The following is a 23995-nucleotide window of genomic DNA, read 5'->3' as shown; positions in this document are numbered from 1 at the left end:
GCGCCGGCTCCGATCTGCGTCAATCGACGCTCAGTGCACCCTTCAGCGCAGCGGTCTTGACCAGTTGTGAAATGACACCCGGCTTGCCCTTCAACGCCACGCGCGCGAGCACGCGCTGATTGGCCTTCATCGACTCTTCGTAAGCCTCATAGGAGCGCATCCGTGCTTCCCATTCCTGCTGAAGCTTGGCGATGTCGTTGGCCGTCCTCAGCGAGTCACTATCGACTGCAGACATCGTGCCCGACAGATTACCGTCGCTGCCGAATCGCCAGCCCATGATTTCATTGAGCGTCGAGTTGATGCTGGGAATCGTCTTCTCCAGGAACTCCACGGTCTCGTTGCGCTTGCGGTTCTCCATCATCTGGATATTCACGCAGAGCTGCTGTTGCTGTGCATAGAGATCGCCGGAAGTATCCAGCACAAACTTCTTCAACAGGCTCGTTGCACTGAACCCGCCCGAGGTCCGGCAGAGCTCGGCAACCATGTAGTCGTCAGGCACACGTTCCAGCGTGGCACCGGCCGGAAGGCCAAAATTGTTGATCAGGCCTTGGATCTTGACCAATGCATTCCTGTACTCCTGCAAGGTCCGGTTCCAGCGACTGATCTGCTCGCCGTATTCCTTGCCATCGGCGATCAGCTGGGCATTCGACTGCTTGAAATCCTTCAAAGCCTGAATCAGGGCGCTGAAGTCGAACACCGGGTAGCCGCTCGCGCCTGCCGGAGTGGTGGAGAAAATCGCCATGCTGCCAAGCAACAGGGCTGCCAGGCGCTTCTGGCGCAGGGTGCGGCCGAAGGTGCGGTTGTGGTTCGCCTTGCTCATGTCGTTCTCCACGAAGATGGGTTTCATCATTGTCGTCCTTGTCATTCGGCGCTCAGGCAGCGTCGGTTTCGGCGGCCGCCTTGGCCTTGCCCGAGCCCTTCCGATTCCTGTAGAAATCTTCCAGCCACTGCTCCGGGGTCAACTCGTCCACCGTCACGCGCGCACGAATGGCTGCGGTCTGCAGCACGCGGTGCATCACGTCGATGTTGTCGGTGGATGCCGAGATCACCGACAGGATGTCGTCCATGCCGCGCAGGTTTAGCTGGCACACGCTGGAGGCGTGACCCTGCTTGACCAGGAAGCAGCGCGAGCGCTCGTCCAGTGCGGTTACCACCCGGAACTCGGCCTCGGTCAGCTTCAGGCCATCCATGTAGTCGCTCTTGCTGGCATTCGGGTTCGGCAGCAGAATCAGCGTGGCGGTCTGCTCGATCAACGCCGCAGAGATGTCACTCTTCAGCGCGTCTTCCGGGCTCTGCGTGGCGAAGATGCCCAGGCCATTCTGTTTACGGATGGTCTTCTGCTTGTTCTTGGCGAATTCCTTCAGGCCGCCCTCGCCGTCCAGGATCTTCCAGAACTCATCCATCACGTAAATCAGCGGACGACCGTCAATCAGCGACTCCAGGCGGTGCAGCAGGTAATTGATGACCGGCACACGCACTTCGGGATTGTCGATGATGTCGGTGTAGTCAAAGCCGATGATGTTGGCCTTGCTCAGGTCCACCGTGTCGACCGGGTTGTCGAACACCCACCCCAGCGAGTTGCCGGACGTCCAGCGGCGCATGCGCGCGTACAGGCCATCGTCGCCCATATTGGGCAGGCTCTTCTGGAAGTTGGTCATGCTGCGCAGGTGCATCGGCGTGTCAAGCATGCTCTCCACCGCTCGGTAGATGTCCTCTTCCTCGCGGGCGCTGTACTCACGCTTGCCGGCCAGCACCTTGATCAGGTCGGCCAGGAACTGCACGTTGCCTTCGTTGCTCTCGCACTGGAACGGGTTGAAGCCGGTCGGCGCGCCGTTCTCCAGGGCCAAGTAGTTGCCACCGCAGGCGCGCACGAAGATCTCCGCGCCGCGGTCCTTGTCGAAGAAAAAGATAGTCGGCGACGGCTCGTACTTCTGCACCTGGCTGAGCAGGAAGTTGATCAGTGCGGTCTTACCCGTACCCGACTTACCGATCACCATGGTGTTGGCGATGGCCTTCTCACCCAGCGAGTTCTCCGACGGGTGGGTGGCGTGGAAATTGAAGTAGTACGGCTGCCCGTTGGTGGTCTGCAGCGTCGTCACGCAGTCGCCCCACGGGTTGTTGTGCTGCTTGCCGGTGGCGAAGTTGTGCAGCGGCGACAGGCCGAGGAAATTCAGTGAGCTGACATTGGCCAGACGCGTGCGGTAGCGCCAGTTGCCCGGCAGCTGCGAATAGAACGAGGACGTGACAGCCAAGTCTTCCTTGGTCGACACGAAGCCGGCATTGGACAGCTCGGCGCGCGTGGTGGCGACGTTCTGGGACAGCTTGGCCTGGCTGTCGCCATACACGGTCATGATGAAGTGGTACTCACCCAGCACGAAGTTGCCTGAGGACAGCTGATCCATCGCCTGGTCGAGTTCGACAATCTGGCTGACGGCCTTGTCGCCCGAGGAGATCATCATTCCCTTGGTGCGGTCCAGCACCTTGAGTGCGTCCTGGCGACCCATCGGGCTGAAGGAATGGGTGATGACGTACTCGTAGTCCAGGTACTTCAGTCCATTGAGGATGCCCGGGTACGTACCCTCGGCATACTCCTTGATATTCAGGATGGCGCCAAAGTGGTTTGCGCCATTGGGGGTATTGATGACGAAGTCACCGGTCTTGGCCGAGAACATGTGCCGGCTGACCGGGAGATAATCCTTCACCGGGGCGGACAGCACCGGAACCGGCTCATCGATGCGGTTGATCAGGTAGCCGAACAGCTCCAGCGTTTCGGAGAAGACCACGCCGTTTTTTGCTTCGTACATGCCCATACGATACGGCGCGTAATCGCGGATGACAGCTTCGACGTTGCCGGCCAGCTCCAGCAGCTTTTCGACGGCCTGTTCCTGCTCTGCACGCAGCTTGTCGACATTGGCCGACTTCTCGACGAAGCGCTTACCGGCCACGACCGGACGATAGATCATCGTCAGGTACAGCTCGTTCTGCATGATGCGCTGCGAGGACAGCATGCCCATGTACTGGTCGGACACGTCCTGGTTGAAGCGCTGCTTGAACGTGCTGTTTCCCTTCAGCGTGCGGCGACGCCGGATGTCGTGCACCCAGAAGGCGACGTTGACGAAATCCGGCGCGCGCAGGGTCTGAAGCAACCGGTTGAACGTATTGTGCCGGTGCTCCAGTTCCCACTCCTCGCGACCGACAAACGGCAGCCCTTCCAGATGCCACGTCAACAGGTAATCGCCGCCCGTGGTCTTCACCACGTTCGGGGCTACATGCGACGACAGGGGAATGAATTCGCTGATGGAGGTGTCTGGGCTGAACATACGACTGCTTCCAAAGAGGTACTGCGAAGGAATTCTCGTCAAGAACCGACGGGCGCTGGACGCCCGTCGACCCCTTACCGACCCTCAATCCATGCGGGCCGGCTTGTCACGGTAGTGATTCGGGCTGAACACCCACATGCCGTCGTGCTCACGCGCGTTTCGTACCCGGAGCTTGACCATCAGCCGCAATCCCAGCAGCCGGAAGATCATTTCATCGCGCTTGGCCATCTGTCGCATGATGAAAACCGCGACCGGAATGGTCAGCAGGAACCAGAAGTTCGTGTACATGCTGAGCAGCAACAACCCACCGGCCACCATGAAGAACGGCAGGTAGGGCACGCCCAGGAACATCGCAGGGCGGGTGCAGCCACGAAAAACGACGTTCTTATGCACCGTAGTACTGTGCGACGTTCTTGATGACCATCAGCGCCATGCCGCCGTTGCCGCTGCCGCTGCTTGCGGTGCATTCGCCGAACTCATCGCCCAGCAGCATCTTGGCGATCTGGCCGGCAGCGCCGATCAGAACGCCACCGATCAGGATCGGTGCGACATCACCAATGCGCTTGTGCGCGAAGGCAATCTGGTAACCGGCGAAGATCACGGCGATGGTGACGACGGCGATCGAAGCCATGTTGAGTAGGCCGTTGATGCTGCCGAAGAACCCGCAGACCTTGCCATCGGTACCGCCGTAGTTGGCGTTGTTGGCGAACGCCTCAGGTGCGAGTACGGCACCAGCAAATGCAACGGCCATCAGCATGGTCTTCAGCGTGCGCTGGGCCTGTACGACGTCGAGATTGAAACGCTTCATGGATGGATTTCCTTGTTGATGGACTAACACAACTGAAACGACCGGCCGGGGGACCGGTCGCACCACGACTTCGTCAGAACACGAAGGCCGCATCCCCTGCGGGAATCTGTTGAACCGGCGCGGCAGGTGCCGACGCCGGTGGGTTGTAAACATTGCCAGGTGCCGCAACCGGCTGATTGCGTTCATTCCACGGACGGAGCATCACCGGGGCATCGCTGCCGCCTGCGACGGCCCCCGGCAGCTGCTGCGGCATGGCCTGGGAGGGCTGCTCCGCCGCGGTCTGCGGCAGTCGCTGCGGCAGCGGCTGCGGATAGCCCTGAAGCGCCTGCGCCTGCGGCTGCATCGCGCGATCCACGGAGCCCAGTACGACCCGGGACAAGGCCTGGTCGGCAATGTTCAGCAGGCTGCCGCGTGCCATCGCACCGGTGGAGGGATAGACCGTGTAGGCACGCGCAGGGTCATTGCTGGGCACATAGACCGGCGCCGCGTTCTGCGCCACGATCCGCGCTTCCATCGGCGAGACGCTCTGCGGGTGGTGTTCGACCTTGACCACGCGGCGCTCGCCGCGGTTGACCACGTCGATGGGGGCCACGCCGTTGCTGGCCAGTTGCTGCCCACGGCGCATCGAATCGTAGATCTTCTGCACGTAACCGTGGCGGAAGCCGGTGGAGAAATTGCCCGAGTAGTAGCAACTGAACGATTTTCCCCAGTCCTGCCCTGAGCGCTTGTAGCACTCGGCCAGGATGCGTGACCCGGCCTGCAGATTGGCGCACCGCTGGAAGGCTTTTTCGTAGGAATCAAGCCCGTACTTGCCGAGGTTGTAGCGGTTGACCTGGGCCAGGCCGACAGAGAAGTTGTAGCCCTTCTCTTCCAGCATGCGCACCGTCGCCAGCGCTTCATCCAGCGCCTTGGGCTGGCGCACCAGGGCGCCGCCCACCACGCCGATGGCATAGGGATTGCGCGAGGATTCGACGTTGATGACGTGCTGCATCACGTCCATGGAGACAGCCATTTCCGGGCACGCCATCATTTCCAGACCTGGGAGCATGGTTCAGCCCTCCTGCCCCTGGGCACGCCCAGGATTGAAGTCGATGCCGGTGATGTAGCGCGCGCCGGCATGCGCCTTGATGTGCACGACGATATCGATGGTCATCATCAGCAGACGCTTGATGACGTTGAATTCCAAGCCGGAGCCTTCACTGGATGCCTTGACCATCAGCGCCAGCTGGTCCCAGGTCTGCTCCGGGCTGCCGGCGTGGCAGCTGGTGATTGAACCGGGATGGCCGGACGCGCAGTTACGGATGAAGTAGAAGGCCTCATCGCCGCGCAGCTCGGCCAGGATGATGCGCTCGGGCTTCATGCGCAGGCAGGCTTCCATGCAACTCTTGGCGGTGACATTGCTGGCGCTCTGCCCGCCTTTCGAATACAGCAGGTGCACCACGTTGGGTTGGGTCAGGAACAGCTCGCGGGCATCCTCGATGGTGACCAGGCGCTCGCTGTCCGGAATGTGGTTGACCAGCGCCTTCATGAAGGTGGTCTTGCCGCTACCGGTCGCGCCGGACACGACGATGTTCTTGCGGTACATCACCGCGCGCCGGAAGAACTCGGCGTATTCGCGGGTATGCCGCAGCTCCAGCAGCTCGCGATCCTGCTCGCTCAGGCTGCCATCCTGTTCGAGGATCTGGGCGAAGAAGCCGTCCTCGTGGTACTGGGTGAGCGACTTGGTGTGCTTGGACGGCAGGCGGATGGTGATCGACACCTTGCCGGCATCGCACGCCGGCGGAATGACGAACTGGGCACGCTGCCCGGTCGGGAAGGTCAGCGACACGACCGGATCGGCATCGGTTATGCGCTGGCCTGTGTTGCTCTCGTTGACCACGGCGGTGCAGAACTGCCGGGCCCGCTCGAACGTCAGGCCCGGCACATCCACGCGCTGCCACCCTGCCCGCGTCTCCAAGTACAGCTCGCCCGGACGGTTGATGCAGATTTCCGTCACTTCAGGCGAGGTCATGTACTCGGCGATGCCGAGCACTTCGTACTGATAACGCAGGAAATCGCTGGAGACGAGGGCGAGGGGTGACACTTCGGCGTCCATGGTCGTTCTGTCGGTTACCGGCGCGGGTTGAGCACGTTGGTGAAGTCAACGTCTTTGGCGACGTAGACGTTCACGATGGTGCCCTGGTTGATGGTGACCGTCGGCGGGCGGCGGCCTTCGCTGAGCGCCTCGTTGGCCAGGCGTTCCATGGTGCGTGCGGTGGCACTCTCATACGGCGACTGCACGGCGAACCCATTGCTGCCGATGGTCGTCGACTCCGGGCCGTGCTCTGCAGCGGCGTATTTGAAGGCGTCGGCAATCAGACTGATCATCAGTGCCGAGGCGATGCGGCTGCCCCAGTGCGCGCTGTACTGGCCCGGATGACCTGCGCCACCCAGCCCATCGACGCCCGGACTGGACATGGCCACGTCGATACCATTGGGCGTAGTGATACGGTCCCAGATGACCTCGACACGCTTGCCCGAGGGGCCGCCACCGTAGGCACCGTAGATCTTCGAACCCTTCGGCAGCAGCAGGCTGCGACCGTTGATCGAGTAGACCGGCTCGGTTAGCAGGCAGGAGGTGTAACCGGCCAGGTCGGTGATGATGCGGGTTTCCAGCACGCAGCGCAGATACGTGCCGCGCACCAGCAGGGCGTCGGGGCTCTGGATGTAGGTGGCACTGGAAATGTTGTCGACGTCCGGCCCACGACGCACCCTGGCCGGCGCGGCGTTGCCGTTCTGCCCCTGCAGCGCTGCCATGGTCGCAGCGAGGTACGGATCTTCGTTGGCAGCAGCCCCTTCCGCGCCCTGGCCGCCATCACCGGTGCCGACGCCACCGCCGGCGGCGATGCGACGCTCCATCAGGCTCGGACCACGGTTGACCTCACGCTCGGCGGGTTCCGAGCGCGGAATGTAGGTCGGCCCCATGGCTTCCTGTGGCGGAGGCGGCAGCATCGGAATCGGCTCGGCCGTTTCCTGGGCCGGCGGCGGCGGCGCTGGTGCCATGGACGGCAGATCTGGCGTGCTCGCACGTGCGACCTGACGGGGCGCCTCTGCTTCAGCGCTGTCGTCACGACCCTTGCGCAGCAGCAAAAAGCCCATCGCCAGCACCAGCACCAGGATGCCGCCCAGGAACAACAGGGCCTTGCGGTTCAGGCGCTGCTCTTCGGAAGATCGCAGCTGCGGCGCGCTCGCATCCAGGTCGGGCGCGGTTTCAGCCTTCGTGGATCCGTAGTAAGGGTTGGACGACGTCTCCTGGCCCGCCGGGTCCTGCCCGTACGGAGACTGATTCGGGTCATTGCCCGGAGTGTTCTGCTGGCTCATTTCTTCACGTTCCTTCGCAGACCGACGACGAAGTCGCCGTGGCGGATGACCAGGTACGGGTACGTCCCGTGCACGATCAGCGTGTTGCCCTCAACGGTGGTGTTGACCACGAAGTCCTCACCGTATTCCTTCTCGCGCCCGAAGACTGCCGGGAAAATGCCCGTCTTGTACTCCGGCGAATTCGGCAGCTTGAGGTAGGTGAAGCGGCCGTCATCGTAGGCGTGCACCGGAATCAACCACCCCATCTTCTTCGCCTTGCTGGTCGAATAGGAGTAGTTGAAGTTGTACTGGCGGTCCTTGGCCAGTTCGGTGCTCAGCAGCGGCTTGGCTTCTTCTTCCACCGCTTCCTGGGCCACGCCGAACACGGTCTCGTTCGGGTAGACGAACTCGATCTTGTACTGCACGCCGGCACGGCGGGCCTGTTCCAGCTGGCGCCAGTCGGTCGCCACCACCTTCAGTTCGAAGATGTAGGAATGGGTCTCGGTGCGCACCATCATGTTGGTGTCGACGTCGACGTTCTTCGGCTTGAGGTAGAAGACGTTTTCGCGACGGGTCAGTTCCCAGCCACTGCTGAAGCCGGTGCTGTAGTCGAGGATCTTCTCGTTCGGACTCAGCTCGATCTGGGTGGTCAGACCCAGGCCGGTACGAACCGGGTAGATCCGGTCCTTCTCATACTCGTATCGGTCCACTGCCTGTGCCATCGCCGCGGTGGAAAACACCAGCGACAGCAACGACAGCAGCGCCAATGCGCTCCCCCTGACTTTTCGACTACTCATCGGTTGCTTGCTCCATCAGCATTTCCGGTGGATTGGTTCTGTGCGCGGTTCATTACCCACCCCGCATCGGTTGCGCCTGCGGGGGCTGCATGCCCTGCGGCTGTCCCTGCATCGGCTGCGCCTGCTGCATCGGCTGACCCTGGATGGGCTGGCCCTGCTGCATGGGCTGCCCCTGCATGGGCTGGCCTTGGATCGGCTGGCCCTGCATCGGCTGGCCCGTGGCCGGATCGACCATCGGCGCCGCGGCCGGGCCGTTCGGGTCATACATCCCCTGTGCCTGTGCTGCAGCCTGCTGCGCCTGCTGCGCTGCGTCCGCCTGCTGCTGCATCGCGCCCTCGTCGGGCACCGGCACGCCGCGGGCGTAATCGTTATCGACGCGGTACTCGGTGACCTGGAAGGCCAGCGGGTTGAGCACGCGATCCTGTTCGGACAACGCCAGGTTCTGGTTGTACTCGAAGCGCATCGTGACCAGCTGGTTGTCCAGGTAGGTCGAGACACCGGTACGCTTGTCCAGCAGGCTGCGCTGAATGCGCACGGATGCACCGCGGAAGCTGCCGTTGGCCTGCGCGGCCAGCGGCGTGATGCTGAGGATCTTCACGCGAATAGCCTTGCCGCGCCCATACATCACGAACGGGTTCTGCGGATTGTTGCCCGCGTAGCGCTGCTTCATGCTCGCGCCCACTGCGTCGGTGGACATCACGAAGACCAGCTCCCAGTCGCGCAGGCCCATTACAGCGGAGTCGTAGGACTCACGCGCCAGCACGTACTGGGCCACGTTGCTGCGGTTGACCGCTTCGTTGGTGGTGATCGTCTCGCCCTGGAACGTGCCGCGCAGGCGCGCCACGGTGGCGGTGCCGGTGTAGGCGTCAGCCATCACCAGGAACGGCACTTTCTCCTTCAGCGGCAGCATGTAGTAGTAGCCACCGGCCAAGGCCAGCGACATCAGCAACGATGCGGTGGCCACCCACCACGCGCGCCGCTCGCTGCGGCGTGCCATGTCGGCCACGGTGATCTCGTAGCTGACCGCCTTGGCGACCGACTGCTCGACCTTCTGGCTGTTGCCTGCATCCTTCTTGCGGAACATGGATTCTTCCGTACTGCTGAAACATCAATGGGTGCAACGCCCCTGCGCCAGGCGCGGGGTGCAGCATGTTCGATGATTTCCTGGATGACTCAGCTGCCGCTGTCCGGATCAGGGCCCTGGGCGGACGCGGTCGGCGTCGATCCGGCGCTCTGCACGACAATCTGGTTGCCGACGATGGACACGGAAACGCCCTGCGCCGAGTAGGCCGACGTGACATCAATCACGGCCTGCTGCGCGTTGGTCGTATCAATCCGCGTCACCGCTCCGTAGAGGGTGAAATCCGAGCTGAGGCGATAGTCCAGCGTGCGGCCGGAATCCTTGGCCCAGCGGTCGAGCATGCCCTTGAGCGTGCCGTCCATGGGCGAGGCCTGATACACGTAGCTGGAGTACAGGGGAATCTCGGTCGGGGTTTCCGCGAAACGGTTGACCGGTTTCCACCGGCCTCCGAAGTCGGGTGCGGGCTTGGTGGCGCATGCGGCCACCATCAACGCCGCTACTGCGGCGATGGACAACTTTGCGATAAACGCCTGATTCATACGGGCTTCACTTTGACGTACGAAAAAGCAGTCCCGATGTTGGTCCCCTGGCTGCTCCGGCTTGGCATGATGCCAACCGGACACGCGTCGGGAACCCGACGCGTAGGCGTGGCTTCACGACGGCTCCCCGGCGGCCCGAAGACCGCCAACCAGGTTGCTGAAAACGGTTACACCAACCCGTCCTCTCGCACCCTCACCAACTTCGGAACCATCCCTGTTCCAATGGCTGAAACTCCTGGCCACTTCTGAAAGCGAGCTGAACCAAAAGGTCCCTGCGCCGTGCATAGACTGGCACAACCACACGTCAATTCAATGTCAGACAAGTCTGAATTGCGCAAACGTATGGCGTTTTCTTGACGCGCCTCACAAATTTATTTTTGTGAAACCGCGTTTTTGCCCTGTCGGATGCAGTGCCGTCACAAATTCAGAACAGGAGCTTCCACTTTTGGCAGTAGACGCGACGTGAAATATTTATCTTTGTAGTAGCGGATCTTGTCGCACTTCACCGGATGCGGAATGCCTTCGTAGAGGAACACTTCCTTGTCCGGGCCCATCGCCTTCAGTTCCTGCGGCAGCATCAGTGCACGACGCTCCTCGGTGAAACTGTGGGTCTTTTCACGCGCGTGGGTGACGTTCTTCTTGCGGATGGTGGTGTAGCCCAGCATGTCCGAGTAGTCGTTGGCATCCTGCTGCTCACGCGGCGCGTAGAGGATCTGCAGCGCGTGGTTGGTGATGATGGTCCGCGAGATTTCCCGGCCATAGGTGGCGTCCAGCTGCGACATGCTCTGGATGATCGGCAGCAGGCGCACGTTGTAGCCGGCCATGTAGGACACCGCCGAGGCAATGATGTCGACCTTGCCGATCGAGGTGAATTCGTCCATCAGCAACAGGCATTGGTACTTCAGGTCCGGATTGGACTTGGGCAGTTCCTTGGTGTTGAGGTTGATCAGCTGGCTGAAGAACAGGTTGATGATCAGGCGGCTCTCGGCCAGCTTGTTGGGCTGGATGCCGATGTAGATGGTCATCTTCTTCTTGCGCACGTCGGTGAGCAGGAAGTCGTTGGTGCTGGTGGCCTTGTCCAGCACCGGGTTGATCCAGGCGTTCAGCGGCTCCTTGAAGGTGCCCAGGATGGAGGCGAAGGTCTCGTCGGCCTGGGACAGCATGTTGGCGAACGCCGAGCGCGCGTTGCTGCTCAGGAACGGCCGTTCGGACAGGCTTTTGAGGAACTTCTTCAGCTCGGTGCCATCGCCCGAGGACAGGCGGTACACCGCGCCCAGCGTGGGCGTGCCCAGACCGCCAGGGAAGCCGCTGGCGCGCTCGTCATCCCAGTTCTCGAACAGGTACAGGGTGAAGGCGATGAAGGCGTTGCGGGCCTGGCTGACCCAGAATTTCTGGTCCTCGGCACCATCGGGGTAGAGCATGGCGGCAATGCTCATCAGGTCCGAGACGCGGAAGGCCGGATCGTCGGACACGTAACTGAGCGGGTTCCAGCGGTGGGTGCGGCGGTCTTCGGCGAAGGGGTTGAACAGGTAGATCTCCTGCCCCTGGCTGGCGCGCCAGCCGCTGGTCAGGTCGAAGTTCTCCTGCTTGATGTCCAACACCACCAGCGACTCGCCGTACTCAAGCAGGTTCGGGATGACCACGCCGACGCCTTTGCCCGAACGGGTCGGGGCGGCCAGGATCACGAACTGCTGGCCATCCAGCCGCACCAACTTGCCGCCATGGCTGCCGACCACGATGCTCTGCGCGGTCTTCTTGTAAAGGCCGTGCTTGGCCAGGTCGGCACTGGTGGCAAAGCGCGCGTCGCCATGCAGCGACTTCTTTTCCTTCTTCAGCAGCCACACCAGGCTGCCCACCAGCACGACCAGCAGCGGCAGGCCGAAGCCAAGGTAGCCGGCCCACCTGATCTTGCCCACGAACGGGGCCACCTGCGGCTGGCCCAGCGCGCTGTAGTACTGGTGATAGGTATTCCAGGTGAACAGCTTGGTGTCCAGGCCAAGCAGCAGCAGCGTCAGGTAACCGGACAACGCGAAACCAAGCAGCAGGGCGACCACCGTAGCGATGGCGATGGTCAGGAACTTATTACTGGGCAACACCCGAATCCTCCATGATGCGCACTGAGGCGCGACGGCCTAGCGGCGGCGTCGTTGCGACGCCCGTTTCCGCAGGTTGGTTTCATTCTCCAGCCCGGGCTCGATGCCCTCTTCACGCTCCAGCACCTCAAGGTACCGGCGCGCTTCGGCCAGCGACATCAGATCGGTCAAGCGCTCCCCGTCATCGGCGATGACCGTATGACCGATGACATCGCCGGGAGCGTACACCGGCGCGTGGGTCACCGCTACCAGCCGATAGCGGCCGCGCAGCTCGAGTTGATGCGTGTACTCCTGCATGCATTCTTCTCCGTGATGGCGTTCACATCGCGTGCCCGCGTCAGGCAATGATGCCGCCCCTGCCGTGGTGGCGGCATGCAGGCCCGGTCAGTCGGCGCCACCCATCAAACACTGATTTACCCTGCCGCGGGTGCTGTTGCTGCAGTGCAGCAGTACAATGGGTGGCTTCCCCCGCCCTGCCCGCCCCCGCATGAGCCCCAATTCCCCCCTGGCCGCGCGGCTGACGCCGCGTCAGCGCACCTGGATCATCCTTGCCCTCTCGCTGGGTGGCTTTGCCATCGGCACCAGTGAGTTCGCCAGCATGGGCCTGATGCTGGAGATCAGCCGCGGCCTGTCGATCAGCGAGACCCAGGTCGGCCACCTGATCAGTGCCTACGCCATCGGCGTGGTGGTCGGCGCGCCGATCCTCGCCTTCATCGGCGCTTCGTTCCCGCGCCGCAAGCTGCTGCTGGCGCTGATGGCCTTCTACGCGGTGGGCAACCTGGCCAGCGCCCTGGCCCCCAACTACGGCACCATGCTGATCGCCCGCTTCGTCGCCGGCCTGCCGCATGGCGCCTACTTCGGCGTGGCGATGCTGGTGGCCGCGGCCATCAGCCCGGCCGGCCAGCGTGGCCAGGCGATGTCACGGGTGCTGCTAGGCCTGTCCATCGCGATCCTGATCGGCAACCCGCTGACCACCTGGCTGGGCCAGCAGCTGAGCTGGCGCACCGCCTTCGCCCTGGTCAGCGTGCTGGCCATCGCCACGGTGGTGATGATCGCCCGCTTCCTGCTGCCCGACCCGGACGAGGTGCGTACCTCGCCGATGCGTGAGCTGCGCGCGTTCAACACCACCCAGGTGTGGCTGGCGCTGGGCATTGGCGCGGTCGGCTTTGCCGGCATGTTCTGCGTGTTCACCTACCTCGCGCCGACCCTGGTGCAGGTGACCGGCGTGGCCGAATCGTGGATGCCGCTGGCCGTGGGCGTGTTCGGCATCGGGGCGATCATCGGCAACATCGCCGGCGGCTGGCTGGTGGACAAGTTCCACTTCAATGCCGCCGCCGTCGTGCTGGTGTGGTCCATCGTGATGCTGCTGCTGTACCCGCTGGCCGCGCAGTCGGTGTGGACCATCGGCCCAATGATCATCACCGTGGGCACCATGGGTGCGCTGGCCGCCGTGCTGCAGACCCGCCTGATGGACGTGGCCGGCGAGGCGCAGACGCTGGCCGCGGCCTCCAACCACGCCGCGTTCAACACCGCCAACGCGCTGGGCCCGTGGCTGGGTGGCATGGCCATCAGCGCGGGCTTCAGCCCGGCCACCACCGGTTATGTCGGCGCCGCCACCGCCATCGGTGGCCTGCTGCTGTGGGGCGTGTCGATGATGGTCGACCGCCGCCGCAAGGCTGGCTGAGGTCCTGTACGCCCCCCCCCCTTGCCGCAGGCATGGGCTGTGGCAGCGCGACTGGATTTGACCTCGCCACCGCATCGGGCTGACGGGGTCATCACAGGTGAAAGTGTGACGATGAATGCACCTTCTCCCTTGGCACGCCCTCTCCCATGTCGGACACCGGTCACTTCGCCATTCGCGCCTTCGAGGCCGTCTTCAACATGGCCGGCGGGGTGGAACGCATCACCTCGCTGACCGTTACCTGCAACCACTGCGACGCCACGACCTCGTCTACGGACGGCAATCTGTTGCACCTGCCTGGCGGCACGCTGTTCCGTTGTGACGACTGCGGATGCCATCAGGCGGTAAGCAATGCCCGGGTGGCGGACTGGAAGCTGCCCCGCGTGCTGGGCGTATGAACATGGACGCGTCACTGACCGGGGCACAGCGCCAGATCCTGCAGGCCATTGCCGACGCGGAGCAGGTGGACAGTGACGCCGCCACCTGGGCGGTGAAGGCAGGCCTTGCGGTGCAGGCCGAAGACGGTGACATCGACTTGACCCCGCGCGGACGCGACGCGCTGCAAGCTCAACCGCCGCGCTGAGTCGGCGACGGAGCGGGCATGCGACGTTTTGTGCAGGCCTTTGTGGATGTGGACAGCTTTGCCCGTGCCCTGCCAGACGACGTATCTGCCGCATTGGCAACGGCCGATGCGCGCTACAACATCGGCAAGGACGGCCACGCCTGGGTCTGGGCGGCGGGCGTCGCCGATGCGCAGACGACGACAGTGGTTGCGGAGATGCAATGGGGACTGGTGCCGCGCTGGTCGAAGCAACCCTCTACGCCCTACACCACGGTGACCGCTCGGCTGGAGCGCGCTCCGCGCAGCCGCGTCTTCGCCGATGCCTGGAGCAGACGGCGCTGCATCGTGCCGATGACCGGCTATTTCAAATGGGACCGGCAGCGACGACCGCCGTGGCCGATGTTCGTCCAGCGCCAGGATGGGTTGGCGCTGCTGGCGGCCGGTTTGTGGGAGCACTGGCAGGACGAGGCAGGCGACTTGCGCGACACGTTTTCGATCCTGACCGATGGCAACCCGGCGATCCCGGCCCCGCTGTCTGCCGATGGGCCGGTCTTCGTGGAGCCTGCGGCAGCGGCGGCCTGGCTGAGGGGCGAGCTGACCACGCCAGCGCAGCTGCGACGCCACGCGCATACCGCGGCGCTGGAGGCTGCGTATGTCGGCCTGGGCATCCGCGACCCGCGTCGCGATGACTACACCCTGCTGGAGCCGGTGAACCCCGACGTTGCGGGTGCCGACGATGCGCTGCCCGACTGGGATGGCGATGCGCTGGATGACGATGCGTGAGTGATGGGCCCGGGGTCGGATCCCTTGCCAAAGGCAAGGGCTCTGACCCCAACGCCTGGCCGGAGATCCGGGTTCAGAGCCCTTTCCGTTGGAAAGGGATCCGACCCCTTCGCTCGACCGCAAGCCTGGGGTCGGATCCCTTGCCGCAGGCAAGGGCTCTGACCCCTTCGTCGCGCTCCCGCTGAACCGCAAAAAACACATGGCGTGGATGTGGCTTGCTGCACAGTGCAGCCCATGCATCACCGCCCTGCCCCTGCCCGCCATGATGCCGTCGCCCTACAGGCAGGAATGCTGGGCAGCGTGCTGGGCGTGGGCCTGTTCAAAGCACTGGCGATGTCCGGCGTGGTGTCCGGCTCGCTGATGGGCATGGGCCTGTGGCTGCTGGCCTGCGTCCTGCTGGGCGCCTGGGCATTGGCCGCGGGCCTCGCCTGCCTGGCGCTGAGTCGGCGGGTGTTCGTGCTGATGCTCGCGCTGTCGGCGGTGTTCGTGCTCTGCATTGCCTGATCCGCAGGCGCTTCCAGAAAAATCCGAACTGCGGCGCTAAAGCTTCAGCCTGCGCTGCCGCTACCGTTGTACTGCTTGCCGGGACTCTCTCCTGTGCAGATACGCCCGGCAGTCGGGCCTACAACGACTACCGGATTTCACAAAATGAACACGCTGCGCCGCTTCAAGGTCGGCACTCGCCTCACCGCGGGCTTTTCCGTCCTGCTCCTTCTGATCGCCACCATTCTTGCGATCGCCCTGCACAGCAACTACCAGCAGCGCCAACAGTTCGACAACGCGGTGAACGTGCGCGTGACCCGCATGGGCGAGCTGTACGACATGCTCATCATCAACAAGGAGCTGCTGCTTCTGCGCCGCGACATGCTGATCAAGCGCGGCCAGGGCCTGGAAGAGGATCTTGCGAAGGCGCACGCGATGTCCGCGCGGTATGACCAGATCTGGGCCCACTTCACCGAGCGCCCGGCCACCAGCCCGCTGGCCGAATCGATGCGCGGCAAGGTCACGCAGAAGCAGCAGGCCACCGTTGCACTCAACCGCGAGCTGGATGCAGCGATGCAGGCCGGCGACTTCGACGCTGCCAGCACCGTACTGTTGACCCGCGCCGGCCCGGCGGCTGCCGACTGGAACGCGGCGCTCGCCGAGTTCGCCGATCTGCAGCAGAAGCTGGTGGAAGAGGCCGCCCAGGACATGCAGGCGCTGGCCGCCAGGACCACGGCACTGCTCAGCCTGTTCGGGCTCCTCAGCCTGGGCCTGGGCATCATCGCGGCGTGGCTGATCTCGCGCAGCCTGACCCGGCCGCTGGCGCAGGTGCAGGCGTCGATCAATGCGGTCACCCGTGGCGACCTGAGTGTCCGCCACCAGGATGACAGCCCCGACGAAGTGGGCCAGATGCTGCGCGCCACAGACGGCATGGTCGGCCTGCTGCAGCGCTTCTCGCAGCAGACCCAGCTGATGATCGGCAAGCATGCCGCCGAGGACATCAGCCACCGCATGCCGGTGGATTTCCCCGGCGTCTATGGCGAATTGGCGCAGGGCATGAACACGATGGTGTTCGAGCATCTGGATGCAATCGTCGATGCCATCGATGTGTTGAACCAGTATGCACAGGGTGACCTGAGCCGCGACGCACGACGCCTCCCGGGCAGCCGCGCGATCCTGCACGAATCGATGGATGCGGCCAAGGGCAGCCTGCATGCGATCAACCAGGACATCCAGCGCCTGGCCACCGCAGCAGCGGCGGGCGATTTCAGCGTGCGCGGCGATGCCGCCGTCTACCGTCACGATTTCCGCCGCATGATTGAAGACCTCAACCGCTTGATGGCCACCGCTGACGGCAGCCTCGGCGCGTTGTCCAAGGTGCTCGGTGCCATGGCCGAAGGGGATCTGACGCGCCGTATCGAGGGCGACTTCCAGGGCGTGTTCGCCACCATGCAGCGCGACACCAACCGCACTGCGGAGAACCTGGCGGCCATCATCCGCCGCATCCAGGAAGCTTCTGGCTTGATCGCCGGCGCATCCGATGAGATTGCTGCGGGCAACGCTGACCTCTCGCGGCGTACCGAGAGCCAGGCTGCCAATCTGGAGGAAACTGCTGCCTCGATGGAAGAGCTGACCTCCACCGTGCGCCAGAATGCCGAGCACGCACAGCAGGCCGATGCGGCCTCGCGCAGTGCCGGCGACGCCCTGCTGCAGACCGCCCAGGCGGTGCAGGACGTGGTGCGGGTGATGGGACAGATCAATGCCTCGTCGCTTCGGATCGGCGAGATGGTCAGCCTGATTGACGGCATCGCGTTCCAGACCAACATCCTCGCCCTCAACGCAGCGGTCGAAGCAGCGCGCGCCGGCGAGCAGGGTCGTGGTTTTGCGGTGGTCGCCAGCGAGGTACGCGGCCTGGCGCAGCGCGCGGCGGCTTCGGCCAAGGACATCAAGGCATTGATCGATGAATCCACCGGCAGGGTCGAGGCCGGTATCGGCATCGCCCGCCAGACCGAAGCCGCCATCGGCCAGCTGACCGACGCCGCAGGCCAGACCGGACATCTGGTGCAGCAGATCGCCCAAGCAAGCGTCGAACAGGCGGCCGGTATCGAACAGGTCAACCAGACCATCGCGCAGATGGACGAGGCCACCCAGCAGAATGCCGCTCTAGTGGAGGAAGCCAGCGCGGCGGCCCGCGCGATGGCCGGGCAGGCGGCAGACCTGGACCAGGCGGCCGCTGTGTTCCGGGTCTCGGCCCAGGCAACCCCCACCCTCAGGCGCGCGGCCTGAAAGACAGGGTCATGGCGGGCGCTCACACCGGCCGCATCTGCCGCGCACTACCATCGCGCGGCAAGCCTGAAGCATTCAGAAGGCAGCAGCCTGCGCCCCTTCCCCCGACAACAGCAGCGCGACATCTTGGTTGCGCTGCTGCTGTCTCTTTGACTGTGCAGCCCCCTTGTACGTTCTGATGTGGTCCTGATGCCCTCCCCCGAACAAGAACGCCTTTCCACCCTGGCCGGGCTCAATGCCCTCGGCACAGTCTCCGGTGCCGCGCTCGACAAGCTCACCGAGCTCGCCACCCACGCCTTCAATGTGCCCGTTGCGTTCGTTTCGCTGCTGGAGGTCGATCGCCAGCGGCTGGTCTCACGCAAGGGACTGGCCACCACCCAGACCCATATCCGCGATTCGATCTGCGCCTCGACGATCGCTTCCGCCGATACCCTGGTGATCGACGACCTGCGCGCGCACCCCCGCCATGCCAGCAATCCGCTGGTGACCGGTCCAGCGCAGCTTCGCTTCTATGCAGGTGCACCGCTGGTTGCCCGCAACGGTGTGGCGATCGGCGCGTTCTGCATCATGGACGATGCGCCTCGGCAGTTTTCCGAGGCGGAGCGGCGCCAGCTGCAGACCCTGGCCAGCGCCGCGATGAACGAACTGGAGCTGCGCGCCCTGAGCGGCCGCCGCGATCCCGTCAGCGGCCTGCCCGACCGGCATCAATTCGCCCTGGACTTCGCCGCCCACGCCGAGCGTGAACCGGGCACCTTCCTGCATGCGGTACTGATCGATGTCTTCGATGCGACCACCGCCACCGAGGCCGGCCAGGTGCTGGGCATGGGGCCGCTGGAGACGTTGATCCGTCGTATCGGCGTGCGCCTGTGCGTAGCGCTCGACGGCATGGCCGAGGTCTACCACGTCGGTGTGGCGCGGTTTGCGTTCGTGGTGGAGCTGTCGTCGTCCAAGGCGGTCGAAGATCTGATCGGCGAACTGCAGGAGCGACTGACCCGACCGATGATGGCCGCGCAGGTGCCGATGTCGCCCTCGTTCCACGCCGGCATCTGCGGCATCACCCTGGGCCAGCACAACGCCGACGAGGCCATCCGCCGCATGCTGGTGGGGCTGAACGCCGCCATCAACAGCCGCTCGGTGTTCCGCTGGTATTCCGAGGCCCGCGATGCGCGTACGCGGCGGGGCTATCGACTGGCCACCGATGCGCGCGAGGCACTGCAGGAGAAACAGTTCCATCTGGTCTACCAGCCACGTTTCCGCGCCTCGGACCTGGCGCCGGTGGCGGCCGAGGTGCTGATCCGCTGGAACCACCCGCAGCTGGGTGCGGTCAGCCCGGCCGAGTTCATCCCGGTGTTCGAACGCACGGCAGTCATGCAGGGCATCACCCGCTGGGTGATCGACCAGGCGCTGGACCAGTGTGCGGCCTGGCGCGCAATCGGCATCGACCTGACGCTGTCGATCAACTACTCGGCCCGCGACATGGCCGAGCAGGACGCGGCGCTGCGGCTGATCCGCGCGATCGAACAGAAAGGGCTTTCCTGCGCGGATGTCGAAGTGGAGATCACCGAGAGCCAGTGGCTCCGCGTGGACTCTCCCGCTGGCCAGCAGCTGCGGCAGATGGCGGCCGCGGGGCTGCGCATCGCCGTGGATGATTTCGGCAGCGGCTACAGCAACTTCGCCTACCTCACCGAGCTGCCGATCAGCACGCTCAAGCTGGACAAGACGGTGATCGACCGGCTGTGCGTGGACCCACGCGCGGCGCTGAAGGTGGAAGCGATCATCGGCCTGGCGCAGCGGCTGGGGTATGCAGCAGTGGCCGAAGGCGTGGAGAGTGCCGAGCAGGTTGCACGGCTGCAGGCGCTGGGCTGCGATGAGATCCAGGGCTTCGCGGTGGCCCGCCCGATGACGGCTGAAGCGTTCAGCGAACGATTCAGAGCAGTGCTTCCCGTCCCGTAGCGTCGAGCTTGCTCGACTCCCGCTGCTCGACTCTACGGCGGTAGCGCTCGCTATACTTGTATTGCCCACCGTGCTGTCCGGAACAGCTGCCATGCCCACCCGAATCGACTTCCGGCCCTCGCTGGACCTGGCATGCAGGATTACCGGCATGCGCGTTGCCCTGATCGGGGAAGTCACCGATAGCGCCTGGCGTTCCATCCAGAGCATCGACAGCGCGGGGCTGGGCATCTCCAGCGGCATGATCCTCGATATCAACCGCACCTTCTGCAAGGACGTGCGGTCTTCGCGGGCACCGGTCTGGTTCGGCGATGCGCTTTCCCATCCGTTGTTCATCGACAGCCCGATTCCGGGCATGTATGGCTTCCGCAGCTACATCTCAGTGCCGCTGCTGCTGGCCGATGGCTCCATCTTCGGCACCCTGTGCACACTGGACCCCGAGCCGAAGCCGGTGGACGAGCAACAGGTGCAGTCGATGAACGACGTGGCTGCGCTGGTCGCCGCGCAGATTGACGCGTTGCGCAGCCACGACGCCGACAGCCGCACCATCGACGGCCTGAAGGAACAGGGCGACATGGTTGGCCGGCAGCTGGCCGAGTATGAACAATCCAATGCCGAGCTGCAGCGGGTGGCCAAGCAGCGCGAAGAGTTCATCGGTGTACTGGCGCACGACCTGCGCAACCCTGTGCAGGCCATCCGCGCCGGTGTCGATCTGCTGGGCTTTGGCGCGCTGACCGATTCGCAGCAGAAGGTGCTGGGCCATATCAACGACAGTGCCGACCGCATCGCCGAGCTGATCGATGTCACCATGGATTTCGCACGGGGCCGCCTCGGCACCGGCATCGCGCTGAAGCTGGAACCGTGGTCGGATCTGTCCGGCATCCTCGCCATGGCCTGCCGCGAGGCCATGCGCCCGTATCCCAAGCGCGTCTGCGAGGTGGACCTGCAGTTGCCGCTGACCTTCATGTGTGACGCCGCGCGGTTGTGCCAGCTGCTGGCCAACCTGGTCATCAACGCCGCTATCCACGGCACCCCCGGACAACCGATACACGTCAAGGGCCGCAGCGTGGGCGCGGGCATCGAAATCAGCGTAGCCAACCACGGCGTGATCCCGGCGGCGCAGATGGGCCACCTGTTCGAACCCTTTGCGCGGCCGCAGGAACGGCGGTTGGATTCCGGCCTGGGGCTGGGCCTGTACATCGCCGCGCAGATTGCCAAGGCCCATGGCGGCACGCTCACCGTGACCAGTGCCGATGGCGCTGGCACGGTGCTTACGCTGCGGATCTGAACCAGCGCGCCGCAGCGCCGCGCGCGTCATCCCTCGCGCCGCTCACCTCATACCGCTCTGGTAGGTGCCCACTTTGGTGGGCAAGGCTCTGTCACCCCGCGCGGAAGCCGGAGCGCCCACCAAGGTGGGCTTCTACCAGCGCCACAACGCTGATGCATCATCGCACCTTGTACAACACTGCCGCACCCGGCCGCGGCTCGAACGCCGGCACGGTCTGCTGGGTCAACGCCGTGCCCTTCGCATCCCACACCAGCGTCTCGACCGGGTACTCATCCTTGCGGGTCATCTGGTCGATCTTCGCCACGACGACCGTCGCAGCCGCCGGCACTTCCGGGTTCCACCCGAACACACCCAAACGCCCATAGAATGCCGCCGGCGCCGAGGCATCCAGCCGGCGGTCCGGGCACATCACCAGGCCGCGGTGGAGCATCACCCGCAGCGCGCCCACGGGCACCTTCTTTACGGTAGGCGCGGTGCGCTCGGTGCTGTGCCCGGGGCACACGTTGGCGGCACGGGTGACCATGTCTTCGGCCACCTGGCGGTCGGATTGCGCAACGGCCAGCGCCGGGGTCAGGCAGAGGCCGAGCAGGACAAGCAGGGACTTCCGGGTCATTGCTGGGTTCCTTGAATGGGTTGCAAGCGAACTTAGCAATGGCCGCACGCCAAGTTGCAAAGGCGACGTGAGGCTTCGGTTACGTCGCCATGGTGCCTAGCCCATGCGCATGGATGGGTTGTCCCGTGTCTGCAGGTCCATCTCCTGCTGCTGGCGCTGCACCTGGCTCTGCTCGCGGCCCACGCTGGCCACCTGCAGGCGCTGAAGCGACTGCTCGACCGGTGTCTGCACCGCGAGATCCGTCGGCATCGACGCGCGCAGATGCGCGGGATCGTCTGGCTCGCCCTGCACGACAAAAACGTTGCGGCCAGCAGGGTTGTCGCTCGTCTGCGCGCTCAACATCACGTGGTCGGCCCGCTCCAGGTTGTGCTGGCGCGCCAGCGCCATCACGCTGGCGGTCAGGCGCTCGCTGCTTTCATCATGCGTGCGCCCTGCCTGCGCATCCAGAACCGCCACGCCCTGCCTGACCTGCTGCAGCAGACCGTACTCGGCATGGCCCGGGCCGATATCGGCCAACCGGGTCGGGGCGAGGCGGGGGTCCTGCAGATCGTCGACCGACGCTGTGAACGGGCTGCGGGTGATCGTGCGGAACGTGTCGTCTGGATGGAACTGGGCGGCCTTCTGCCGGCGCTCCAGACGCACCTCGCGCGCATCATTGAGTTCAGCAATGCGTGCGGGATCGGTGATCCCGCTCATCTTCACATGGCCACCACCGACGCTGACACTGGTCCATTTTTTCTCCCCCCTCGAAGTACATGGCGTAGTGGCTGTTGCCGCCGATCACGTTTGGGTCGACCGACGAGCGACCTTCAAGGGCTTGGACGGCTTCATGCGCCGTCAACGTGAGCACATAGCGACCGCCCTTCCACGCCCCCATCTGCGTTACGGCATCGGTACTGGTATCCCAGGCGCGCGTCATGCCTCGGTAGTCGTTGTTGAGCATGCCGGTCCAGATCTGCTCCATCTTCTGCGGACCTTCCTCGGCCAGCGCAGCCTGCAGCAGCACGCGCGGGGTCCAGCAGTTGGGGTCCAAGCCGTGATCATTGAAGGAACGATCGTGTGCCAGCATCACATCGGCGCCAGGCAGGTTCAGGGCCAGATCCGGACGGTGGTCCCCCATCCGTTCCTCGCGGAGCTCCAGATCCTTTTCCAGCAGCGTCCTGCCGAATGCCTCCCATTGGCGCTCGCTCAGGCGGGTGTTCGGAAAGCGGGAGCCTTCATCATGCTGCGTACCCGCGTAGCTCTGCGCATAGCTGTTGGCCACCCTGCCCGGAAGACTGTCATTGCGTACTACACCCAGTGCCAGCGTCCCGTAACCGTCCGCCCCCGGTAGCTGCGAGAGATAATTCCAATAGAGCTCGCGGTTACCGTCCTTTGCGTACTTGCGCAGGATCCCCAGGTCATGCTCGGTCAACCGACTCATACCAGACTCCTTCCATTCCTTGGATCAATTGGATCGCGCGCCCGAAAGCACGCTTCTGACAGCGTCTTCCATACGCTTCCAGTCCTTCAGAAACACCCGCTTGTAATCCAATCTGACAGATAACTTGTTGTCCAGATCGACGAAATAGTGGACGCAGCTCGCAGCGCGTACACCCGGCTCCTGAATCACGCTGTCGCCCATCAGGCGCACGCCATCAGCGAAATGCGCCCTTGCATCACACTTGATGAAGCTCGTAATTCGACCATCAGCTTGCCGCGCGGCGTACCAGTCTTTCTCGAAGGCTGGATTGCGAACGGGGACTTCTCCGCTGCGCTCCTGATAAAGCTTGGCATACTGAACCATCCTGGCCTCATCAATGGCATAGGGCGTCAGCCCCAGCATCTCGGGCAGCGCCGTGCGCAGATCGAGCCGCTCCCGCGGGTCTTCCCGTTCCAACGAACCGGCCTCAGTAATTGATTCATTGGACGCATAGCGTTCCAGCACCCGCTCAACAGGAACCCGGTCAACGTAGTTGATGCTGACCGAAATCTCCTTACGGAAATCATTGGTCCGAGGATCGGCCCGCGCACCTGGCGCCGTCGGCTTCATATCCGGCCATTCAATCACCAGGGTAACGCCCTCGCCCGGCCAGGGTGCGATCTGGCTGTCCAGATAATTGGCGGGAAACCGGAACGTCGTCGGACCGAGTTTCACATCCACCGGTGCGTCAGTGTAGGTATGCCCATTGAGGGTACGGCCGGTCTGGGTTGCGCCCGTCATGGCAGGATTCCTTTCGTGTTCGTTGGACGGCGGCCGTGCGCATGCACCGGCACTTGCTGCGACAGCAAGTGCCAGTGCCAGGCAGCGGCCGGGGGACATCACGTGCATGGCCATTCCATAGCAGGGTTCCAGGGCCACTATAGGGAACCGGGTGTCAACGAGACAGGAA

22 protein-coding genes and 1 pseudogene are annotated in these 23995 nt (G+C 64.1%); 8 read left to right on the top strand and 15 right to left on the bottom strand.

Annotation, left to right across the window (positions count from 1 at the left end; translation table 11 throughout):
- Window positions 1-19 precede the first annotated feature (19 nt).
- From FJU31_RS06640 to FJU31_RS06585, 12 genes are all read right to left on the bottom strand, one after another.
- Window positions 20-847, bottom strand: coding sequence for a TrbJ/VirB5 family protein (locus FJU31_RS06640; protein WP_150454048.1), 828 nt, complete (start codon window positions 845-847; stop codon window positions 20-22).
- A gap of 25 nt (window positions 848-872) precedes the next feature.
- Entirely contained in the window at window positions 873-3320 is a 2448-nt protein-coding gene (locus FJU31_RS06635; protein ID WP_150454047.1) for a VirB4 family type IV secretion/conjugal transfer ATPase, read from the bottom strand.
- 84 nt (window positions 3321-3404) lie between these two features.
- Entirely contained in the window at window positions 3405-3713 is a 309-nt protein-coding gene (locus FJU31_RS06630; protein ID WP_116862668.1) for a VirB3 family type IV secretion system protein, read from the bottom strand.
- The gene (locus tag FJU31_RS06625) at window positions 3706-4128 is read right to left on the bottom strand and encodes a TrbC/VirB2 family protein (protein ID WP_150454046.1); all 423 of its coding nucleotides are present in this window, start codon (window positions 4126-4128) and stop codon (window positions 3706-3708) included. Before FJU31_RS06625 ends, FJU31_RS06630 begins: the two co-directional genes overlap by 8 nt.
- Window positions 4129-4201: 73 nt before the next feature.
- Window positions 4202-5176, bottom strand: a complete 975-nt coding sequence (locus FJU31_RS19610) for a lytic transglycosylase domain-containing protein (protein WP_150454045.1) — start codon at window positions 5174-5176, stop codon at window positions 4202-4204.
- Window positions 5177-5179: 3 nt separating this feature from the next.
- Complete coding sequence (gene virB11, locus FJU31_RS06615) at window positions 5180-6223, bottom strand: P-type DNA transfer ATPase VirB11 (protein WP_150454044.1); 1044 nt, start codon at window positions 6221-6223, stop codon at window positions 5180-5182.
- Window positions 6224-6237: 14 nt separating this feature from the next.
- Window positions 6238-7488: a TrbI/VirB10 family protein gene (locus tag FJU31_RS06610; RefSeq protein WP_150454043.1), complete on the bottom strand. Its 1251-nt coding sequence runs from the start codon at window positions 7486-7488 to the stop codon at window positions 6238-6240.
- Entirely contained in the window at window positions 7485-8264 is a 780-nt protein-coding gene (locus FJU31_RS06605) for a TrbG/VirB9 family P-type conjugative transfer protein (protein ID WP_116862663.1), read from the bottom strand. The genes FJU31_RS06610 and FJU31_RS06605 overlap by 4 nt, the downstream gene beginning before the upstream one ends.
- 52 nt (window positions 8265-8316) lie before the next feature.
- Window positions 8317-9348, bottom strand: coding sequence for a VirB8 family type IV secretion system protein (locus FJU31_RS06600; RefSeq protein ID WP_246161235.1), 1032 nt, complete (start codon window positions 9346-9348; stop codon window positions 8317-8319).
- An 89-nt stretch (window positions 9349-9437) separates the two neighbouring features.
- Window positions 9438-9884: a hypothetical protein gene (locus tag FJU31_RS06595; RefSeq protein WP_150454042.1), complete on the bottom strand. Its 447-nt coding sequence runs from the start codon at window positions 9882-9884 to the stop codon at window positions 9438-9440.
- A 416-nt stretch (window positions 9885-10300) separates the two neighbouring features.
- Complete coding sequence (locus tag FJU31_RS06590) at window positions 10301-11980, bottom strand: type IV secretory system conjugative DNA transfer family protein (RefSeq protein WP_150454041.1); 1680 nt, start codon at window positions 11978-11980, stop codon at window positions 10301-10303.
- Window positions 11981-12016: 36 nt separating this feature from the next.
- Complete coding sequence (locus FJU31_RS06585) at window positions 12017-12274, bottom strand: hypothetical protein (protein WP_150454040.1); 258 nt, start codon at window positions 12272-12274, stop codon at window positions 12017-12019.
- A 190-nt stretch (window positions 12275-12464) separates the two neighbouring features.
- Here FJU31_RS06585 and FJU31_RS06580 point away from each other — a divergent pair, with 190 nt between their 5' ends.
- From FJU31_RS06580 to FJU31_RS06545, 8 genes are all read left to right on the top strand, one after another.
- Window positions 12465-13661, top strand: coding sequence for an MFS transporter (locus tag FJU31_RS06580; protein WP_150454039.1), 1197 nt, complete (start codon window positions 12465-12467; stop codon window positions 13659-13661).
- A gap of 146 nt (window positions 13662-13807) precedes the next feature.
- A complete protein-coding gene (locus tag FJU31_RS06575; RefSeq protein WP_116862658.1) occupies window positions 13808-14056 on the top strand; it encodes a hypothetical protein in 249 nt (82 codons plus the stop codon).
- Window positions 14053-14241, top strand: a complete 189-nt coding sequence (locus FJU31_RS06570) for a hypothetical protein (protein ID WP_150454038.1) — start codon at window positions 14053-14055, stop codon at window positions 14239-14241. The genes FJU31_RS06575 and FJU31_RS06570 overlap by 4 nt, the downstream gene beginning before the upstream one ends.
- 18 nt (window positions 14242-14259) lie before the next feature.
- Window positions 14260-15003, top strand: a complete 744-nt coding sequence (locus tag FJU31_RS06565) for an SOS response-associated peptidase (RefSeq protein ID WP_150454037.1) — start codon at window positions 14260-14262, stop codon at window positions 15001-15003.
- A gap of 234 nt (window positions 15004-15237) precedes the next feature.
- Window positions 15238-15507 carry a hypothetical protein gene (locus FJU31_RS06560; RefSeq protein ID WP_108769189.1) on the top strand — a complete coding sequence of 90 codons (270 nt, stop codon included), beginning with the start codon at window positions 15238-15240 and terminating at the stop codon, window positions 15505-15507.
- A gap of 144 nt (window positions 15508-15651) precedes the next feature.
- Window positions 15652-17772 (top strand): methyl-accepting chemotaxis protein, encoded by a 2121-nt coding sequence (locus tag FJU31_RS06555; RefSeq protein WP_150454036.1) that lies wholly within the window; start codon window positions 15652-15654, stop codon window positions 17770-17772.
- Window positions 17773-17961: 189 nt separating this feature from the next.
- A complete protein-coding gene (locus tag FJU31_RS06550) occupies window positions 17962-19725 on the top strand; it encodes a bifunctional diguanylate cyclase/phosphodiesterase (RefSeq protein ID WP_150454035.1) in 1764 nt (587 codons plus the stop codon).
- Window positions 19726-19816: 91 nt separating this feature from the next.
- The gene (locus FJU31_RS06545) at window positions 19817-21010 is read left to right on the top strand and encodes a GAF domain-containing sensor histidine kinase (protein ID WP_150454034.1); all 1194 of its coding nucleotides are present in this window, start codon (window positions 19817-19819) and stop codon (window positions 21008-21010) included.
- A 157-nt stretch (window positions 21011-21167) separates the two neighbouring features.
- Here FJU31_RS06545 and FJU31_RS06540 read toward each other — a convergent pair whose 3' ends face one another.
- The 3 genes and pseudogenes from FJU31_RS06540 to FJU31_RS06530 all read right to left on the bottom strand — a co-directional run bounded on the left by FJU31_RS06540 (window position 21168) and on the right by FJU31_RS06530 (window position 23934).
- Complete coding sequence (locus FJU31_RS06540; RefSeq protein WP_150454033.1) at window positions 21168-21623, bottom strand: hypothetical protein; 456 nt, start codon at window positions 21621-21623, stop codon at window positions 21168-21170.
- A 96-nt stretch (window positions 21624-21719) separates the two neighbouring features.
- Window positions 21720-23046: pseudogene (locus FJU31_RS06535) on the bottom strand (XVIPCD domain-containing protein).
- Between the two features lie 24 nt (window positions 23047-23070).
- On the bottom strand, window positions 23071-23934 hold the full coding sequence (locus FJU31_RS06530; protein WP_150454032.1) for a Smlt3025 familytype IV secretion system inhibitor: 864 nt from the start codon (window positions 23932-23934) through the stop codon (window positions 23071-23073).
- Window positions 23935-23995: the final 61 nt, after the last annotated feature.

Source organism: Stenotrophomonas cyclobalanopsidis (genome assembly GCF_008710035.1).
GTDB lineage: Bacteria > Pseudomonadota > Gammaproteobacteria > Xanthomonadales > Xanthomonadaceae > Stenotrophomonas > Stenotrophomonas cyclobalanopsidis.
The sequence above is the reverse complement of the archived record's forward strand: the minus strand, read 5'-3'. Positions and strand labels throughout refer to the sequence as shown.

What these genes read in the sequence shown, in the direction of transcription:
- FJU31_RS06635 (WP_150454047.1), bottom strand. Translation starts at nt 3,320, where the DNA reads ATGTTCAGCCCAGACACCTCCATCAGCGAATTCATTCCCCTGTCGTCG.
- FJU31_RS06575 (WP_116862658.1), top strand. Translation starts at nt 13,808, where the DNA reads ATGTCGGACACCGGTCACTTCGCCATTCGCGCCTTCGAGGCCGTCTTC.
- FJU31_RS06540 (WP_150454033.1), bottom strand. Translation starts at nt 21,623, where the DNA reads ATGACCCGGAAGTCCCTGCTTGTCCTGCTCGGCCTCTGCCTGACCCCG.
- FJU31_RS06610 (WP_150454043.1), bottom strand. Translation starts at nt 7,488, where the DNA reads ATGAGCCAGCAGAACACTCCGGGCAATGACCCGAATCAGTCTCCGTAC.
- FJU31_RS06555 (WP_150454036.1), top strand. Translation starts at nt 15,652, where the DNA reads ATGAACACGCTGCGCCGCTTCAAGGTCGGCACTCGCCTCACCGCGGGC.
- FJU31_RS06530 (WP_150454032.1), bottom strand. Translation starts at nt 23,934, where the DNA reads ATGCACGTGATGTCCCCCGGCCGCTGCCTGGCACTGGCACTTGCTGTC.
- FJU31_RS19610 (WP_150454045.1), bottom strand. Translation starts at nt 5,176, where the DNA reads ATGCTCCCAGGTCTGGAAATGATGGCGTGCCCGGAAATGGCTGTCTCC.
- FJU31_RS06550 (WP_150454035.1), top strand. Translation starts at nt 17,962, where the DNA reads ATGCCCTCCCCCGAACAAGAACGCCTTTCCACCCTGGCCGGGCTCAAT.
- FJU31_RS06640 (WP_150454048.1), bottom strand. Translation starts at nt 847, where the DNA reads ATGAAACCCATCTTCGTGGAGAACGACATGAGCAAGGCGAACCACAAC.
- FJU31_RS06600 (WP_246161235.1), bottom strand. Translation starts at nt 9,348, where the DNA reads ATGTTCCGCAAGAAGGATGCAGGCAACAGCCAGAAGGTCGAGCAGTCG.
- FJU31_RS06625 (WP_150454046.1), bottom strand. Translation starts at nt 4,128, where the DNA reads ATGAAGCGTTTCAATCTCGACGTCGTACAGGCCCAGCGCACGCTGAAG.
- FJU31_RS06545 (WP_150454034.1), top strand. Translation starts at nt 19,817, where the DNA reads ATGCCCACCCGAATCGACTTCCGGCCCTCGCTGGACCTGGCATGCAGG.
- FJU31_RS06565 (WP_150454037.1), top strand. Translation starts at nt 14,260, where the DNA reads ATGCGACGTTTTGTGCAGGCCTTTGTGGATGTGGACAGCTTTGCCCGT.
- FJU31_RS06595 (WP_150454042.1), bottom strand. Translation starts at nt 9,884, where the DNA reads ATGAATCAGGCGTTTATCGCAAAGTTGTCCATCGCCGCAGTAGCGGCG.
- FJU31_RS06560 (WP_108769189.1), top strand. Translation starts at nt 15,238, where the DNA reads ATGCATCACCGCCCTGCCCCTGCCCGCCATGATGCCGTCGCCCTACAG.
- FJU31_RS06580 (WP_150454039.1), top strand. Translation starts at nt 12,465, where the DNA reads ATGAGCCCCAATTCCCCCCTGGCCGCGCGGCTGACGCCGCGTCAGCGC.
- FJU31_RS06605 (WP_116862663.1), bottom strand. Translation starts at nt 8,264, where the DNA reads ATGAGTAGTCGAAAAGTCAGGGGGAGCGCATTGGCGCTGCTGTCGTTG.
- FJU31_RS06585 (WP_150454040.1), bottom strand. Translation starts at nt 12,274, where the DNA reads ATGCAGGAGTACACGCATCAACTCGAGCTGCGCGGCCGCTATCGGCTG.
- FJU31_RS06570 (WP_150454038.1), top strand. Translation starts at nt 14,053, where the DNA reads ATGAACATGGACGCGTCACTGACCGGGGCACAGCGCCAGATCCTGCAG.
- virB11 (WP_150454044.1), bottom strand. Translation starts at nt 6,223, where the DNA reads ATGGACGCCGAAGTGTCACCCCTCGCCCTCGTCTCCAGCGATTTCCTG.